Source organism: Candidatus Neomarinimicrobiota bacterium (assembly GCA_041154365.1).
GTDB lineage: Bacteria > Fidelibacterota > Fidelibacteria > Fidelibacterales > Fidelibacteraceae > Fidelibacter > Fidelibacter multiformis.
In genome coordinates this window covers 1,332,946-1,350,534 of record AP035449.1, presented here as the reverse complement: position 1 = coordinate 1,350,534, position 17,589 = coordinate 1,332,946, and the positions used below count along the sequence as shown (strand labels likewise).

Genomic DNA, 17,589 nt, shown 5'->3' with positions numbered 1-17,589 from the left:
CAACTAACGACTTTCGACTTTCGACTTTCGACTCGTTAATGTAATATTTACAATGAAAAATTATCTCACACTTTTGATCATCATTGTATTATCAGGAATACTCATGAGTTGTAAAGAGAAAAATGACAAGGCCGCCCTTATCCGCGGTATCAAATTCTATCCCGAACACAGCCGGTGTTCCGATGCAGAGACCTGTGCAAGGTCTATTCATGATGCCGGTTATACTATGGTATTTATGCCTGTCCGGGAAAAGGATTTGTCAGATAGGACTGAATTCGATCTTTATGCTTTCCGTCGTGAACTGAAAAAACAAGATATTCGCTTTACAGCCGTTGTACAGGTTTTCTATGATCCGGAACGGTGGGATGAACATCCTGAATGGCGGGCATTGGACCAAGAAAGGGATGATTCACCCCAGGCATGGCAGAAAATGCTCTCACCGGCCTGTGGGGATTTCAGGAATCTTAAACTGGAACATATCAGCCGGATCATCCAGGAACTAAATCCCGATATGCTGGCTCTGGATTTTATCCGCTATCCCGTTTTCTGGGAAAACGTTCATGTAGATTCACTCCATAAAATCACACGAAGATATGATTATAACCCATTGTCTATCAGTATGTTCAAGAATACATTCAAAGTTGATTCCCTAACATCAGTGTTACCGGGAAATTCTCCATCCCCGGAATGGGGATCCTTTAAAACCAATCAAATTACATCTTTTGTCCGGGATGCACGGATACAGATTAAAGATATTCCCCTGATACTTCATATTCTCCCCTGGCTGGAAGAAGAGCAGGAGTTCTATCTTACATCTCTGACAGGTCAGGATGTAGATTCTCTTGCAGTCTATGCTGATTTCCTCTCTCCCATGTTTTATACGATAGTACCGGGACTCACACCTGAAAGAATCAGAAAAATGATAACGGATTTTACCAGACGATATCCGGATATTCATTTACTTCCCTCCTTTCATCTTTCAGATACACTCTCCCATTCCCTTCTCAACGAGGATCTTTTTAGCGGGAACGTGCTATTTCACTGGGGACTTGTAGAAAATTCACAAAGGGCTGATTAAATGAAAAATCATCTTGTTGCAGGAAAAGATCTCAACCCTGAAGAAACGATTCGGAGAATTCAACAAACGCTGATTTTGGAGGATTTTAGCCCTGAAATTGTATCAGAGAATAATATTGGCGGACTTTTTTCAGTTTTGATTGCTGATAAGCATTCAGAACGTTTCATGGCCAACGGAAAAGGCATCAGCCGTGAACTGGCCCTCGCCAGTGCCTATGGTGAATTTATGGAACGGTTTATGACCCGTTTTTTCTTCTATGATTTATGGCTTACAAAAGATGGACCTGTCCCCTGGGTTTACGATAAAAACGAAATTTGGACCTCCAAACCGGAATCCCTGTTAAAAAATTTGAAAAAGTTCTATCCAATGTCCATACTGCAATCAAAATCCTGTTATGACATCAATCAGTCGCCCAGTGAAGAACCGTTCTGTTTTCTACCATTTCATACCCGGCATGGAGAACAGCTTTTTCTTCCGGTTTCTTATTGGCGTGAACTCTATACATCAAATGGACTCGCGTATGGGAATAATATCTATGAAGCCAGGGTTCAGGCTTTATGTGAGATTATTGAACGACATGTCAAATATAGGGTTATCAGAAAGGGACTTTCTTTACCGTCCGTGTCTCCGGAAAAGTTAAAAAATCCGGAGATCTTCTACAGGGCTCAGTCTCTCCTGTCCGATGTGGGATTACAATGCAAGTTGCTTGATGCTTCCCTGGGAATGAATTATCCGGTGATGGCTTTTCTGATCTATACTCCGGATCAGCAGGAAGCCTTTCTCTCCTTTGGCGCCCATCCTGATCAGGAAATTGCCATCGAGCGGACGATTGCTGAGGCTTTTCAGGGACGAAATCCAAGGGAGGATACGCAGGATTTTCTGAACATTGTTTCTGATGATACGAAACTAACAGGCCTTCCGGAAAACCTGGAATCCCATTTTATCAATTCTACAGGCATTCTTCATACCAATATATTTAAACCGCCATCTTCTCTATCTTCAACGTTTTGCTCTTTCCACGGGACATCAGAAAAGGAATGGGATCACCTGTGTGATATCGTAGAGAAAACGGGGTTTACGATTTTAACCCGGGATATCTTTTGGAATGGCCATTCAGCCTGCCAGATTATTATTCCGGGATTTTCCGAAGTATATCCCTACCAGGATCTGATTGAGAAAGATTTTCAGGGATATTGCGTCACACGAAATGAAGTTATATCCCTACTGGAAAGGTATCCCCGTGATGCGGAAAGATTAGTAGAATTATTAGATTCAGAGTATTTCCGTCCGGACCAGGATTTGGGCGAAGCCCTTGGTGTCCTCTTTTCACCTGATGCTCTGTGGTTCAATCATACTGTTGAAGAAGTTATTGAGAGTCATTAGTTGGCAGTCGACAGTCATCAGTGGACAGTCATCAGTGGGCAGTCATCAGTCAAATCGTTGATTGAATAGATTGATTTGATTGACACACCAGGAGCGAAGCGACGCTAACTTCCAGCTTCTAACTTCTAACTTCTGAAAACGCTGCGTCACTTTTTCAGTGGACAGTGGGCAAGATTGATCCGCACAATCCAATTCATCATTACTAAATTCAATTCATCATTCATCATTCATCATTCTTAATTCTTATCTCATAATTCTTCATATTAAATTTCCGATGCAATCCCGCCTGGTTCATATACCTGATTTTCCCGAAAATTGGCCTTTCTTTCCAGGCCTGATCATGCAGACCAAATAGCCAAAGTATGGATGTATACGAGACCGGATCACGTCCATCCAAAAAATACCGGTTGTTCAGTTTTATAAGGGTGTCAAAGGCAATTTCCGGACTTTCTGTCCACTCAATGATTTTTTTTCCCCAGTACATTCGCATATGACCATGCATAAAACCTGTTTCACGCATTTCTTCCATACAGGTGTTCCAGTCCTCATCGTGGGTTTTTCCCTGCTCCAGTTCCTCAAAGGTGTACAGGTATTCTCTCGCATCGTTTGCATGCTCTTCTAAAGTCTTTCGTGCCCAGTCCGGCAATGCGTCCAGTGAATCATAATGTTCTGTATAATGGACAAAATTCACAGCCAGTTCCCGGCGGACAATCAGCTGTTCCAAATAATCCCGGACAAAGGGTTCATTCAGGTCATAATGTTCCTGGATCAGGTGAATCAGTTCCAAAGGTGAAATCTGTCCGAAATGAAGGTATGGACTCATGAGTGACACATTTTCATACCCCGGATCATTGGATTTGTCGGCATAAAAAGGGAGTTTTTCTTTCACGAAATTCCTGAATTGAGCCACAGCTGTGGAATGGCCACCGGTAAATCGTGTTTTTTTTGCCTTTTCTCTATATTCTTCCAAAATTTTCTCAATCTTAACCCCTGTCACCGGGTTAATACTACCTGTAACAGAGTCGTATCGAGGTGGAACCTCAACCTCCCCTGAGAAATCTGCTTCACTTATTTCACGGGGCTTAACCTTAACCTCATCCTCAAACACCTCTTTCAAAGCAGCATGGATTTTCGGTCTGAGGGTTCTGGCCATATATTCCCGTTTGTTTGAGGCTGTTTCAACAGGAATCACTACATCAGATTCTACCTGGTAAATGGGGTTTTCTATGTGATCCCGGATATGATTTCGCCATGACTTCTGGATTCTCAGATACCCCCCGTCAAACACTACAATGGAAGCTTGCCTGGCAAAATCCGATACAATATCTACAGGATCTCCCTGTCGAATAATAAAAGTGACCCCTCTTTTTTGCAATTCCTCCTGTACTTCCTGTAACCCTTCAAGCATAAACACATAATGTGAATTTTCAGCCTGGGGAAAATCGTTGGTGAGGACAAATAAAACCATTAGCGGCTGATGATTCTTGTTTGCCTTTGAAATGGCGAAATTCAGGGCGTGATTGTAAAAAACCCGTTGAGATTGCTGCATCCAATAAAGAATGTACTCTCCGCCACTTCCAAAACCACGGCTCAATTGTTTCACACGATCCACAGTAACTCCTTAACAACACTTAAAAAAGTGACGCGTAACGCGTAATGCGTGGCAAGGGGTCCAATCATCCAATTCCTATTTCATGGAATTCAAGCACCTCACTACGTTCGGTGTTCAATAGCCGCTTCGCGGCTTTCAAACGCTGCTGCGCAGCGTTTTCAGAAGTTAGAAGTTAGAAGTTAGAAGCTGGAAGTTAGCGTCGCTTCGCTCCTGGTGTGTCAATCAAATCAATCTATTCAATCAACGATTTGACTGCTGACTGTCCACTGCTGACTGTCCACTGTCGACTAACGACTCAAAACCCTCTTTTCAACTCCCGGACAAGTGCTCTGTACCACTCTTCCGGATGATGGCCTCCGGGGAAATAGTGTACCTCCGTATGATCGGGATATCTTGCTTTCAAAGCCTTGGTGATAAAATCTGCTTTATTCAGGTCATATAAACCTGTTGAGATATTCAGGGTGAAATGATGTTCTTTTTCATCCGGCATTGCCGGCATATCCAGTGGAGAAAAGAGCAGATAATTCTCCCACAGGGTATTATCAACCATCAATCTGTCTGTTTCACCGCTCCACGCACAAAGTATGCGGTACTCCGGCTTTTTCATGGTTCTATACCGTTTATCCACATCAAGAACCAGCTCTTTTAACAGTTCATTTCCGGCAAAAACAACGATCACCGGCGGGATTTCCCCGCTGAGCATGAGGTTTTCCATAAGTGTCCGGATAATAAACATATTTTGATATGAGTTGAGAATGTACAGGGTTCTGTAGGCAGATGAAGTTTGATGGTATTCCGGAGGAAGAATCACACGGATTCTATTGCCGTTATCTGAAGCAAACTCATCGATCGCAGATTGAAAAGCAAGGGGAGGCTGAGAGATTTCAGGTGCAGGTTTTCGACCGGGCATGGTCAACACGGAATGGGAAAAATATCCTGAACCGGTATATTGGGGATTCAAATAGTCCCTTTTGACTTCATTCCCCATGCGATATAGGTATTCGATCCGGGCTTCCCGGTGGAGAATCATTTGATAATAATGGATATGGGTATCAGGAATCTGTTTCATCCTGTTTTTGGGGGATGTATCCCAACCCGTTTTATCAGATAACAGGTATACCGGCTTATCTTCCGATGGTTCAAACCAGAAAAAGGTCGCAAGGGAATCCTGAATTAAAGGCATGGGGTTTTGGGTAACAAAGGTTTCAAAGGCTTCTGCAAGCACTTTCGGGACCGATGATTGCCTGATTTTCTGCATCCAGTCCTCAAACGCAGAACCTTCTGCAAAGTTTGGGTAATCAATCATTTTATGATTCTGTTCCCGTTTTAAATCAGGCAGGATTAATACATTTTTTTTATACACAAACCACGGCTCCGGGATCAGGGATGCTTTGTTAATAAAATCTCTTAATCTTTCCGGATCAACTTTTTTTCCAGCAATAACCACTTCATGATACCCGTTGTTTCTCCCTGAGGAAATCAAGGTAAAAAGAAAAGATCCGTGCAAATCGATGGCTTGGTCATCAATAATGACTGTATCGCCTTTTAAAAAGAATGGTGTCAAAACAGCTGAGAGGGAATCATCTACATGAAGAAACCAGGTTCCTGGCTTTTCTGATGATATATGAGATACTGTCTTTATGGGAAGCTCTCCCCGTTCAATCAGAGTGTGGACAATATCCTTTTGAACAGGAAAGTTTTCGGAGCAATACACCTGCCAGGCATCCGCTTCACGAATTATTTCAGAACGATGGTTCTGTGTCCACTCCCTGATCGTGATTTGACTGGATGTTTCCTCTGTATCTGTTGTGCATGAAGTGATTAGAATAAAAATAAGAATAAGATTAAGTAGTATAAGTGTCTTTAATTTCATGGTTATGACATTTCATCGTTTCGGTTGTTCAGGATTTTTTTCATTTTTTTATGTTGGATTCCCGCATCCATAAAAACACCGCCATACGCGATATAGCCGGCTTTTTCATAAAACGGGAGTGCCTGCAACTGGGCATCCAGTTCCACGGTACTTATGCCTTTATCCATGGCCTTTTTCTCCAGGATTTCCATCATGAGAAGACCAATACCCCGCCCTCGATAGCCTTTTAATACTGCAATCCTGCCAATATGTCCATCTGGGATCAGTCTGCCGGTAGCCACAGGCTCATATACACCATTCCGGGTTTTCAAATGAACAAGAATATGGAGTGAAAGAGGATCAAAACGGTCTATTTCTTCTTCCACAGGGACTTTTTGTTCTTCAACAAAGACTTCATAGCGAATTTTTTGTATGATGTGACGGGCTGCAGGTTCCTGCCAGCGGTGGAGTGTAATTTTTGTTTCATCCATTCAAATTCAGGGACTTAGTGTTGACATATTCATTTGAAGCAGGTATAATCACAGAAAAAATAATACCCAACTTGAGCAAGTATACAAAAAAAAGTAGAAATCACACACTACAACATCGTCTGATCCTTATCATCTCGGTATCTTTTACCTTTCTAATTGGGATGGGGGTTGCACTGGACAGCCTTTTACTTTCAAGTTTACATACTATCCGGAAGCGGAAAAAGCTCATCGTTCTTACAACCAATACATCTTCCACGTATTATTACGGAACAGACGGTCCAAAAGGTATGGAATATGAGCTGGCAACATTATTTGCCCAATCCCTGGGTGTTGAAGTGGAGTTCCGGGTTAAGCACAACATTAATGAAGTTTTAAAAGCTATTCAGAGCGGAGAAGGGGACATCGCTGCAGCCGGTATGACCCGCACCCGGGAAAGGCAGAACAAATACCTGTTTGGTCCGACGTATTATGAAGTGACTCAGTATGTGGTGGGGAAAAGATTTAGGAATCTGCCACGATCTATGGAAGATTTGCTTCAGTTTAAACCGGTTATTGTGGCAGGGACGAGCTTTGAAGAGAATTTAATACGGTTGAAAAAAGAGTATCCTGCATTGGAGTGGGATACCACTACTGTATTATCCACTGAACAGATTCTTGAAAAGGTCTGGCTTGGTGAGATAGATGTCACCATTTGTGATGATAAAATTATTTCTCTCTACCGACGCTATTTTCCAGAACTCATCCCGTTGTTTCCTGTCAGTGAAGCAGAAGAAGTCGCCTGGATCCTGAGAAAAAACGGGTATGATCTGGAGCGTTATGCGAAAAAATGGTTTAAAAAAATAAAAAAGAGCGGATATCTGGATGAGCTGGTGGCCAAGTATTTCGGATATTATGAGTTTTTCGATTATTTTGATATCCGGACTTTTCACTGGCGTATTGAAACCCGGCTTCCTCTTTACCGCAAATGGTTTGAAGAAGCAGGAAATAAATACAACATCCCATGGACTCTTTTAGCAGCTCAATCCTATCAGGAATCTCACTGGAATTCACGGGCTATCAGCCCCACTGGTGTCCGTGGACTTATGATGCTCACACAAACAACTGCTCAGACAGTAGATGTGACCAACCGTCTGGATGCAAGACAGAGCATTTTTGGTGGTGCCCGTTATCTGGCAGGATTGATTGACCGGATCCCTTTGTCCGTCCAGCCTAACGATCGCTATCTTTTTGCCCTGGCAGCATACAATGTGGGATTCGGTCATCTAACAGACGCCCGAAGGTTAGCAGCGGACCTGGGCAGAAATCCAGACTCCTGGCACGACCTGAAATCGGTCCTTCCCCTTTTAAGCCAACCGAAATATTATTCAAAACTGACCTTTGGGTATGCCAGGGGAATGGAACCGGTTCGTTATGTGGATAGAATTGTCAATTACCGGGATATTCTGGAACAAACCCTGTTCCAGCCGCAGGAGCTGAATCCGGATACCACAAATACTGAAGCACTTCAAACGCAATGAGGATCTGACAACTTATGAAAAAATTTCTTCTATTTGTGTTTTTTATATCCCTGACATCCTGTGCAACTTTACCAATCTTCCCACCTGAAAAAATCCCGATTTATCCTGATAACAGATCGGTGCATCGATTATACAACCGAATCCAGGATTACCTGGATGTGATTCGAAAAGATCCTTTTCACCGATTGATTCCTCCTTATGCACAGTTGGATTCACTGGCATATCATGAGGATGAAAAGACGATTGAACTTTATATGAACCGTGCTTTTGCATTCAAACCATACCGTGAGGATGAGGTAAACTGGTTACGGTCCCAGATTCTCAGATCCGCCGGCCGGCGATTCAGGGATGCAAACGTGATGATTTACAGTAACGGGTATGAACTGTATGAACTGATCCCCAATTATTTCCGTACGGATTCAACACACTACGATAAGAGCCGCATGGCAATTCCGAAACCCTTCCCCCCTGTTCCCCTTGTCCGATATCCTGACCATCCGGTCCGTCCTTACAATGGTTTATACGGTGCCCACATTGCTTTGTGGCATAGTCACGGCTGGTATTATGAAAATCGTCTGGATCGCTGGGAATGGCAACGAGCCCGTGTGTTTCAAATAGTAGAGGATATCTATCCCATGGCTTATACCCTGCCTTTTTTGGCACCTATGCTGGAAAATGCCGGCTGCACCGTTCTTTTCCCCCGCGAAAGAGATCTTCAGACGCATGAGGTCATCGTTGATCAGGATTCATCTACCGCTCCTTCTCGTATAAAATACAATCAATCGGTTCAATATGGAGGATCCCCTGGTTTTTCGATCGGCAATCCACCCTATGAAAGTGGCGAAAATCCTTTTCGCTCCGGTGGATGGATTTATATGCTTTCAGATACTGTGGCTTCTGATTCCATCGTTTACATACCGGATATTCCCGAAACCGGAGATTATGCACTTTATCTTTCCTGGGCAGATACATCCGAAGCAGTCGATGATGCCGAATATATTGTTCACCATTCCGGAGGACGCACCCGGATACTGGCAAATCAAACCATGGGATACCATACATGGGTTTACGCCGGGACATATCCTTTTCATGAGGGAATACATCCGGAATCAGGTTCCATCGTGCTTACAAATCAATCCCGGGCTTCCGGTAAAGTGATCACAGCAGATGCCATCCGTCTGGGAGGCGGGATGGGAAATGTTTCGCGGAACGGCCGAATTAGCCACCGACCTCGTTTTGTTGAAGGAGCCCGATATTACCTACAGTATGCCGGATTTCCCGATACACTGGTGTATGATCTGAATAAGGATACCCTGGATTATAATGACGACTATCAATGTCGTGGCGCCTGGGTGAACTACCTGGGAGGAACCTACGTTGATTCAGCCCGACAAGATGTAAAAGGACTCAATATCCCTGTGGATCTGTCCCTCGCCTTTCACACCGATGCCGGATCGGCACGGACTGATACCGTCATTGGAACATTAATGATTTACAGTTCACAAGGACTGAAAGATACACTTTGGTTTCCCGATGGGGTAAACCGCATAGCCAACCGGGATTTTGCCGATATCGTGCAAACACAAATCGTGGATGATCTGCGCCGCTTATACGACCCGGCATGGAGCCGGCGGGGGCTGTGGGACCGGAAATATAATGAAGCATGGAAACCCAACGTTCCGGCCGGACTTTTGGAACTCTTATCACATCATAACTTTCTGGATATGAAATTCGGCCTGGATCCACAGTTTCGTTTCGATGTATCACGGTCGATTTACAAGGCAATCTTAAAATTTTTAGCCACCTCTCAAAACCGCCCCTACACAGTACAACCACTGCCTGTGGAAGATTTTTCCGTTCTGCTTCAGGGAAATAATTTGAATTTAAGCTGGCGGGGTGTCCCTGATCCTCTGGAACCCTCGGCGGATCCCGACTATTACCTGGTGTATATGCGAAAAAACAACGGGGCTTTTGGAGCTCCACGGGTCTGTAATGATCCCTTTATAACGATCCCTGAGATCGAAAAGAATACGGTTTACATTTTCAGGGTAACGGCTGCCAATGCCGGCGGAGAAAGTTTCCCATCGGTAGTATTATCTGCAGGGATTGCTGAGGGTAAAGACACGGCACTTGTGATTTATAACTTCGAGCGGGTGAGTGCTCCGGCGACTCTTGAAAAAGACCCGATTGCAGGTTTTGCTGATTTTCTGGATCAGGGCGTTCCATGGAAACAGGATATAAGTTATGTGGGGGCACAATACGAATATAACAGAAATGTCAAATGGCTGGATGATGACAATCCGGGGCACGGAGCCAGCTTTGCTGATTACGAGACAGACATCATCGCCGGTAATACGTTCGACTATACAGCTGTTCATGGTCAGGCGCTTTTGGAACAGGGCTATTCCTTTGCCTCCTGCCAAACCGGTGTCTTACAGGATACATCCTTTTCTCTCTCTCCTTATGCACTCCTGGATGTCATTCACGGCGAACAAAAGACCACACCCGGAGTCAAACCACTCCAAAAACCGAAGTACCGTGTGTGGACTCCTTCTCTGAAACGTGTATTGACAGACTTTTCCGGGCGGAAAGATGGGATTATTCTTGTCAGCGGTGCTTATATCGGGACCGATGCCCTGGCATATCCGGAGGACCAAAAATTTTGTAAAGATATCCTCAAGTTCACGTGGCGCACAAACTATGCGTCACGAAGCGGAGGAATTCGGGCAGTCAATAATTTTCCGGACACTCCCTCCCTCTTTTCCTATGTCGCAGAGTTGAATGACACCCTGTATGCTGTAGAATCCCCTGACGGGATAGAACCGGTCAAAGATCACGCCGTCTGTACGCTGTTCCGTTATACTGACAACAATATCAGCGCCGGTACTTTGTATCATGATAATTATTCCGTCTTTGCTCTGGGGATTCCCTTTGAATCCATTCCTACTGCCCACGAACGGAATGCGCTCTTGCATTTTGTATTTAAAACATTATCACATATAAAGGAAAATCACGATGAATAATCAAACCCGATTAAACTACAAATGTCCCAAATGCGGTCACACCGAATATGAAGTAGACCAAATCCGGACAACCGGTGGAGGATTCAGCAAAATTTTTGATGTCCAGAATAAAAAATTTGTCGCAGTCAGTTGTACACGCTGCCGTTACACTGAGCTTTACAAATCGGAAACGACAGCCCTGGGTAATATTTTTGATTTCTTCACCCGGGGTTAGCGTTTTCTGCTTTTGTCAATAACATCCGTCAACAAATTTTCATCTGCCTTATAGGGCATGGTTATATGACCGTCCGTATGGTTTTTATTCCACAATCCGGCTGTTTTGATGGCCGGTTCATTACCTGCCCAGCTCCGCCGGGCAACACCACCCATAACATCCCAGGAAAGTCCTGATGCAACAACCCGGTCTGCTTTGTCGCTACCATCCAGCAAAATACCGTTTCCGCCGTTACTGGCACGACCGATGCCAACCCCTCCGCCATTGGATAAAACCACCAGGGTCATGCCGCGGGCAATATTTCCTCCAAAGCACTGGACAGACATATCGGCGGTGATACGGCTGCCATCGTAAATATTGGCGGTTTCACGAAACGGTGAATCGGTGCCTGAAACATCATGATGATCCCGGCCCAGTAAAACAGGACCGATTTTTCCTTTACGAACCAGATCGTTGAATTTCAGGGCAATCTGAATCCGCCCTTCTTCGTCTGCGTAAAGAATCCGCGCTTTTGTGCCTACAACCAGCTTGTTTTGTTCTGCCGTTTCTATCCAGTGATAGTTATCCCGGTGAAGTGAACTCCTTGAAGGATCTATGCAGGATAACGCAGCCTGGTCTGTTTTTCGTAAATCTTCATCTTTCCGGCTCAGACAAACCCAGCGGAACGGACCGAAGCCCCGGTCGAAACAGATGGGACCCATGATATCTTCCACGTATGAGGGCCAAATAAAGCCCTCTGATACATCTTTACCGTTTTTGGCAATCCTTACCTCACCTGCTTCAAAAATGCTTGCCATGAAGCTGTTTCCATAATCCCAAAAATGAGCTCCCTGTTGAACAAGTTTTTGAATACACTCAAAATGCCGTTTTAAAGACGCGTTTACTTTTTCACGAAACAGGGAAGGATTGGATTTCAAAAGGCCCCTCCCGGCCTCATAGCTAAGACCGGCCGGAGTATATCCTCCCTCATAAACGGCATGACAGGAGGTCTGATCTGACAACAGTTCAACAGGAACCTTCTTGTTGGCACAATATTCCAGCAAATCCACTACGTTACCATAATAAGCTATAGAGGCGGCTTGTTTCTTCTTCTGATACGTAAACGCCAATTCAACGACTTTATCCAGGTCATCGCTAACTTCTGACACCCATCCCTGTTCATATCGGGTTTTGATTCTAGATTGATCCACTTCAGCGATAATACCCACGCCCCCTGCAATTTCAACGGCTTTTGCCTGGGCACCGCTCATGCCACCCAATCCGGAAGAAATGAAAAGAACACCAGAAAGATCCTTATCTTCAGGGATGCCCAGATATTTTCTTCCAGCATTCAGGAGTGTGATGTAGGTCCCATGAACGATGCCCTGGGGACCAATATACATCCAGCCGCCGGCAGTCATCTGTCCGTAATTGCTTACCCCCAGGGCGGCACATGTGTGAAAATTTTCAGGATTATCCCAGGCACCAACCAAAAGACCGTTTGTGGATATTACCCTGGGAGCGTTTTCATGGGACGGAAAGAGTCCGGCAGGGTGCCCGCTGCTGACGACCAGTGTCTGATCTTCCCTCATGATTTCCAGGTATTGTTTAACCAGACGGTATTGCATCCAATTTTGGAAAATTTGCCCTGTTTCTCCGTAAGTCACCAGTTCATAGGGATAAAGCGCCACATCGGGATCCAGGTTATTATCAATATTCACCTGCAAGGCCCTGGCGGGAAGAATGCCTCTATAAGAATCCACCGGTTTGCCCCAAAGCCGTTCTGCCGGTTTATACCTGTACCCGTAAATCCGTCCACGTGATTTCAATTCCTGCAAAAACTCCGGAGCCAGTTTTTCATGGAGTTCCGGAGGTATATATCGTAAGGCATTCTTCAACGCCTGACGTGTTTCCATTTCATTTAGTCTGAACCCCCGGTCCGGTGCCCGGCGGATTCCCGGATCAAAAACCGGATCAGGGGGTAATTCCTTTGAAAGACCAATAGTTATCACGGATCCCTGATTTTCATGATTCATGACAGATACCTCTGTAATTATGTGTTGTACGAATAAATTTATTGAAAAACAGCCTGAATGTCATGTTTGAGATTCAAAGCCTGACGATATCCAGGTAAAACATCCAAAGCCTTATCCAGTGCATTGAGTGCCTTTCCGTATTCTTTCCGGTTGGCATAGGCCCATCCCTCAAAATAGTATAAAACACCTTTGATTTCCGGATCACTTTGTGATATCTGATCCCGGTAAGACTCCATAAGCGAAAGAATTGTACCGGTGTGCCCCCGGGCGGCTTCAGCCTGGATCCTGTACCACAAAGCCCTGGCATTGAAAAAAATCTCCAGAGCTTTACTGCTCCACGTTTCGGCATCATTCCAATTCTTCAACTGGATGGCAAGACGGGCTGATTCCACCAGAGGCGCTTCATTAAAGGACATCAAATGCCATAAAGCCTGGTACTCCCGGATGGCTGCATTCAATTTTCCCTCTTTTTCAAGGAGCCGGGCAGCGTAAACATGGCCTTCTTCCCAACTCAGAGAATTCTCCCATACCTTCATCACAATCCGGTCATAATCATTTTCAGGAATAAAATGGGGACGTGTAACATGAAAATCCTCTGTATATGGCCAGGTTCTCAACAAAATATCCAGGCGGATTTCCCCCAACAGGGAATCCAGCCGTGTAAAGTGGTCCATGTGATCCAGAAGTTGAACCGGTCTGTTAAGTAAATATTCCGCCAGAGATTCCCCCACCTTTTTTAATCCTTCAATGGAAAAATGCAGATGATCACAGAAATATCGGTCGTAATTCTGAGGTTGATGCAATGCCAGAACCTCATGGGTATCAAATATTGGTACCGACCAAGTAACAGCTACCCGGGTAAGGACAGAGTCCAGGCGCCCGGGCATTCTGAAAGGATAAGCATCCAGATCCCGGGCCTGTTTAAAATGCATCAGGGCTGTATCCTCATGTTGAAGTGAGAGCATACACTGACCCAGCAGATAGTGCAAATGGGCATCATTGGGAGTTATTTTAAGCTGTTTTTTCAACTCGTGGGAAGCCGCTGAATATTCCCCTTTTCGAATCATGAATGTTACAGAATCAATCACTTTTTGTATGAGCTGCTGATCCGCTGCACCTGATGATTCAAAAGGTGGAAATTCCGTCACATGACTGACAGGTCTCATAAGTAAAAGATTGATTTGATGCCTTTTGGCATGCCGGCACAGCGCATTGAGATTTTTTCGATATTGACGGGCCACTGCTGATCGAAGGGGACTATCCGGTTCCACACGTTTTTCTCCCGCCAAACGGTGCATGAGATTTGAAACATCCTGTTCCCTGTGGTTGAATATGATTTTTTCAACACCTGCCTCCATCCATTGATAAAAGCGGAGATCCCGGAGCACCAGGACGAGTCTTTTCAGGAGGATGGAGGTCCCTCCTCCCCCGGCACCCATACTGCCGTAAAATTCATTGTGTCCGGTATATACAATGACCAGATCGGGATCATAACGTGAAATCTGTCGGAAAATATCCAAAACAGCGTAACTGTTCACCGCCGGCATTGAAAAATTTACCATCTCAATGTGATATGAAGGTTTATAGTGGGATAAATGCTCTTTCAGGATATTGGAAAATGAAAAGTTGTATTCCCATGGATAGCCTGCGCTTGTAGATCCACCAAGGACAAAAACACGGTAGGCATTCTCAGGTTTCTCTTTGAGAAACATATCTGTGGATATATCCGGTTTAACCTTTTTGAAAAAATATTTTTCTCCAGCATCGGGATTTATAGCCAAATAGGAATGACCGTTAAACTCTTTTTCAACACAAATCCGGTATGAGTGTCCATATCCTGCCAAACGAAAGCCCACTTCTATCAGGCAAAAAAATCCGATAATCAGTACTAGAAAAATAAGACGATAAAGAATCCTTCGTTTCGATGAAGTATTAAGAAGCATTTTTTAAGGTATCCGCATTGATATTCAGATGAAAGGTTTGTTCAGATTCTTTTTTTACGATATCCGCCTCTTCCGTCCTACCGGTCATCATAAGAGCTTTGAACAGGTGCTGATAAAGCCGGGATATCATCTCAGGATGAAAGGAAGACGGATTTTTCAAAATGATTCTCCGCGTTTTATTCAGGGCATATATGGCAAAATCATATTCATGGCGGTTTAAATAGACAGATCCTTCAAGAAACCAGAGATGGGGATCATCCATGGTTTCATCCACTTTTCTTAGAACCTGCAGGGCTTGATCAATCTGGTTTTGATCCAGGAGGATATGAGCCAGTTGGATTACCGGAGCGGCTTCATGGGGCAAAACGGCCCGGATACTGTTCACATATCGGATAGCCAGATCATTCTCGTCCCGGTTGATATGGTAATCTGTCAGGGATTGATTGGCCTTCCCCCAACTGATATTTCCGTTCAGATATTCCCAGACATAGTATTCGGTCGTGTTTGAAGGATTAAATGTAAATGGTTGATTATCAGAAACAAAGGGCCATCTGGACATGAGTTTTTTAATCGTCAGTTCGCCGGCTTTTAATTCAAAAGGGGTAATGGGATACGTTGTTTTGAAATCAGACAATAGTTCATCGTCAGAAATTCCGTATTGATAAAAGCCAGAATTTGTCAGGCTCTTGAAAAAGGTTTCCGCCATAAGCATATATCCATTTTCCTTTGGATGAACGTGCTCATGAAAGAGGTTATTTCCCGGGGCATAAGGAGCAGAAACGTTATGAAAAGCCTCATCCACCGGCACACACACCCAGTCATTTTCCCGGGCAAACTGACGGATTGCCACGTTCCAGTCCGACCCGGCTCTGAATCGGAGGACATCCAGGTCTCTGGCTAAAGTATAAAAATAGGAAGCACTGTCGGGTCTGCCCTGCCATTCATGGTATTTTGCCCTGCAATAGGCAAATAGTGCGGACTGGGGCTCCCAGAGTTCCATATCTTTCAGCCACATTTCCACACCGGTTGTGTCTTCCCGTTCCAATAAAAAAGTAAATTCGTTATAAAGTGTCTGCTGATTTAGAGCTTCATCCTGAAAATCGGATGCAAAGGGAATTTGAGACCGTTCATTACTTGTGAGAGTTCCGATATATACGGGAATACCCATTTTTTCAGCAATTTTATGAATCCTGTGCAGATTTTTGATATAATTCAGACGAGTTTTCAAATAAAGTGACGAGCCATAGGGAATCTGGCGTTTCCTTACAACCCTGGCCATCAGGGGATCTCCGGTGATTTCATCTGGCAGGGCGCGGTTAACCCATTTCAGCAAGACCTGGAAAAGATAGGTCTGTTGGACTTTCATCAGCAGATGAGTCAGAAAATATGACGTAAATCCCCGTTCAGACGATGCACTGCCAAAAGCTCCGTAAAATTCATTGTGACCCATATACAGAATCAAAGCATCCGGTTCAAGAACGGGTGTGTGTTCCAGGATATCAGAAACAGAATAGCTGTTAATGGCGGATGTTGCCAGATTGATCACATTCCATATATGATCCGGATCCCCCCGGTTCAACAATCCTTCCAGCATATCCGGAAAAGTAATGTTATACGAATAGGGAAAGCCAAAGGCTGTACTCCCCCCCAACACCAGTATCCGCTTTTCAGAAGGACCTTTATAGCGCGGGATAATCTCATCTCTGAATTCCGGGGCAGTTTCATGAGATCTGAAGTACTTTTCGGGAAAATTCCGGTTAATCCGGTAATATGGTTTATGGTGAATTTCCAGCTCTTCCACAAGGGTATACTCTTCCCCCAGATGAAAAAGGTGAAGTACCCATTCCGTCAGGACAAAGAGGGATATACCTGCCAGCATCAGCAGGATTGAAAAGAGCATTTTTTTCCATTTTTTTACAGACATTCAAACCCTCAAAATAAGGCATAAATAAATGGCGCCAGGGCACTCCCCTGTGAAAAGATAATAATGACTCCCAATAACAGCAGAATCATCACGATAGGTAAGATGAGATACCGCTTATTCTCCCGGGCATATTGGAAAAATTCTTTGATAATTATCCATTTTCCCATGGCTTTACCTTCAATACTGTTTTGTCATATCATTGTGGTCATCATGCACCGGACGCCAATACGTCCGATTTTCTTTTTCTATCCTATCATCGAGGGGACTTTTTCCAAGTATCCGGCGAAAAAATCCCAAAGGAAAAATAAGAAGAAAAAATACCACAGTTAAAAGGAGAAACGTTAAAATCGTTCCCAAAACACCGGTGATCACCATGACGCCCCAGAAAAGACTCCGGGTAACAACTGCCGGTAAAAGGAAAAGGAAAGCTAAAAGCCCTGTCATGATGAGTAAAACCGGATTGGGGTTATTCCCCTTAAATAGTGAAATAGTTTGACAAACAAGGAGAACCCCCAATAGAATCAAGACAAACTGACG

General features: G+C 44.3%; 13 protein-coding genes. 5 read left to right on the top strand and 8 right to left on the bottom strand.

Going from position 1 to position 17,589, the window contains the following annotated elements; genetic code table 11:
• Positions 1 to 52: 52 nt before the first annotated feature.
• The gene (locus strainIA91_RS05875; protein WP_400168190.1) at positions 53 to 1,078 is read left to right on the top strand and encodes a putative glycoside hydrolase; all 1,026 of its coding nucleotides are present in this window, start codon (positions 53 to 55) and stop codon (positions 1,076 to 1,078) included.
• Positions 1,079 to 2,461, top strand: coding sequence for a YcaO-like family protein (locus tag strainIA91_RS05870; protein ID WP_400168188.1), 1,383 nt, complete (start codon positions 1,079 to 1,081; stop codon positions 2,459 to 2,461). It abuts the gene before it with no gap.
• A 223-nt stretch (positions 2,462 to 2,684) separates the two neighbouring features.
• Here strainIA91_RS05870 and strainIA91_RS05865 read toward each other — a convergent pair whose 3' ends face one another.
• The 3 genes from strainIA91_RS05865 to strainIA91_RS05855 form a co-directional block, all read right to left on the bottom strand.
• Positions 2,685 to 4,073, bottom strand: a complete 1,389-nt coding sequence (locus strainIA91_RS05865) for a deoxyribodipyrimidine photo-lyase (protein WP_400168187.1) — start codon at positions 4,071 to 4,073, stop codon at positions 2,685 to 2,687.
• A 295-nt stretch (positions 4,074 to 4,368) separates the two neighbouring features.
• Positions 4,369 to 5,946, bottom strand: coding sequence for a hypothetical protein (locus strainIA91_RS05860; RefSeq protein WP_400168186.1), 1,578 nt, complete (start codon positions 5,944 to 5,946; stop codon positions 4,369 to 4,371).
• Between the two features lie 2 nt (positions 5,947 to 5,948).
• Positions 5,949 to 6,416, bottom strand: a complete 468-nt coding sequence (locus strainIA91_RS05855; RefSeq protein WP_400168185.1) for a GNAT family N-acetyltransferase — start codon at positions 6,414 to 6,416, stop codon at positions 5,949 to 5,951.
• Positions 6,417 to 6,487: 71 nt separating this feature from the next.
• On the opposite strand from strainIA91_RS05855, the gene mltF reads away from it, so the two are divergent.
• Genes mltF through strainIA91_RS05840 form a run of 3 tightly spaced genes read left to right on the top strand, consistent with a single transcriptional unit; the run spans position 6,488 to position 11,170 of the window.
• Positions 6,488 to 7,933: a membrane-bound lytic murein transglycosylase MltF gene (gene mltF / locus strainIA91_RS05850; protein WP_400168184.1), complete on the top strand. Its 1,446-nt coding sequence runs from the start codon at positions 6,488 to 6,490 to the stop codon at positions 7,931 to 7,933.
• A 14-nt stretch (positions 7,934 to 7,947) separates the two neighbouring features.
• On the top strand, positions 7,948 to 10,956 hold the full coding sequence (locus strainIA91_RS05845) for a hypothetical protein (protein ID WP_400168183.1): 3,009 nt from the start codon (positions 7,948 to 7,950) through the stop codon (positions 10,954 to 10,956).
• Positions 10,949 to 11,170 (top strand): zinc ribbon domain-containing protein, encoded by a 222-nt coding sequence (locus tag strainIA91_RS05840; RefSeq protein WP_400168182.1) that lies wholly within the window; start codon positions 10,949 to 10,951, stop codon positions 11,168 to 11,170. The genes strainIA91_RS05845 and strainIA91_RS05840 overlap by 8 nt, the downstream gene beginning before the upstream one ends.
• Here the strand turns inward: strainIA91_RS05840 and strainIA91_RS05835 are convergent.
• From strainIA91_RS05835 to strainIA91_RS05815, 5 genes are read right to left on the bottom strand one after another with little or no spacing between them, the layout of a single operon-like run.
• Positions 11,167 to 13,185 carry a urocanate hydratase gene (locus strainIA91_RS05835; protein WP_400168181.1) on the bottom strand — a complete coding sequence of 673 codons (2,019 nt, stop codon included), beginning with the start codon at positions 13,183 to 13,185 and terminating at the stop codon, positions 11,167 to 11,169. The genes strainIA91_RS05840 and strainIA91_RS05835 overlap by 4 nt on opposite strands.
• 38 nt (positions 13,186 to 13,223) lie before the next feature.
• Positions 13,224 to 15,128, bottom strand: a complete 1,905-nt coding sequence (locus tag strainIA91_RS05830; protein ID WP_400168180.1) for a hypothetical protein — start codon at positions 15,126 to 15,128, stop codon at positions 13,224 to 13,226.
• On the bottom strand, positions 15,118 to 17,052 hold the full coding sequence (locus tag strainIA91_RS05825; protein WP_400168179.1) for a hypothetical protein: 1,935 nt from the start codon (positions 17,050 to 17,052) through the stop codon (positions 15,118 to 15,120). Before strainIA91_RS05825 ends, strainIA91_RS05830 begins: the two co-directional genes overlap by 11 nt.
• A gap of 8 nt (positions 17,053 to 17,060) precedes the next feature.
• Positions 17,061 to 17,219: a DUF5989 family protein gene (locus strainIA91_RS05820; protein ID WP_400168178.1), complete on the bottom strand. Its 159-nt coding sequence runs from the start codon at positions 17,217 to 17,219 to the stop codon at positions 17,061 to 17,063.
• A 10-nt stretch (positions 17,220 to 17,229) separates the two neighbouring features.
• The gene (locus tag strainIA91_RS05815) at positions 17,230 to 17,496 is read right to left on the bottom strand and encodes a hypothetical protein (RefSeq protein ID WP_400168177.1); all 267 of its coding nucleotides are present in this window, start codon (positions 17,494 to 17,496) and stop codon (positions 17,230 to 17,232) included.
• Between the last annotated feature and the right edge of the window lie 93 nt (positions 17,497 to 17,589).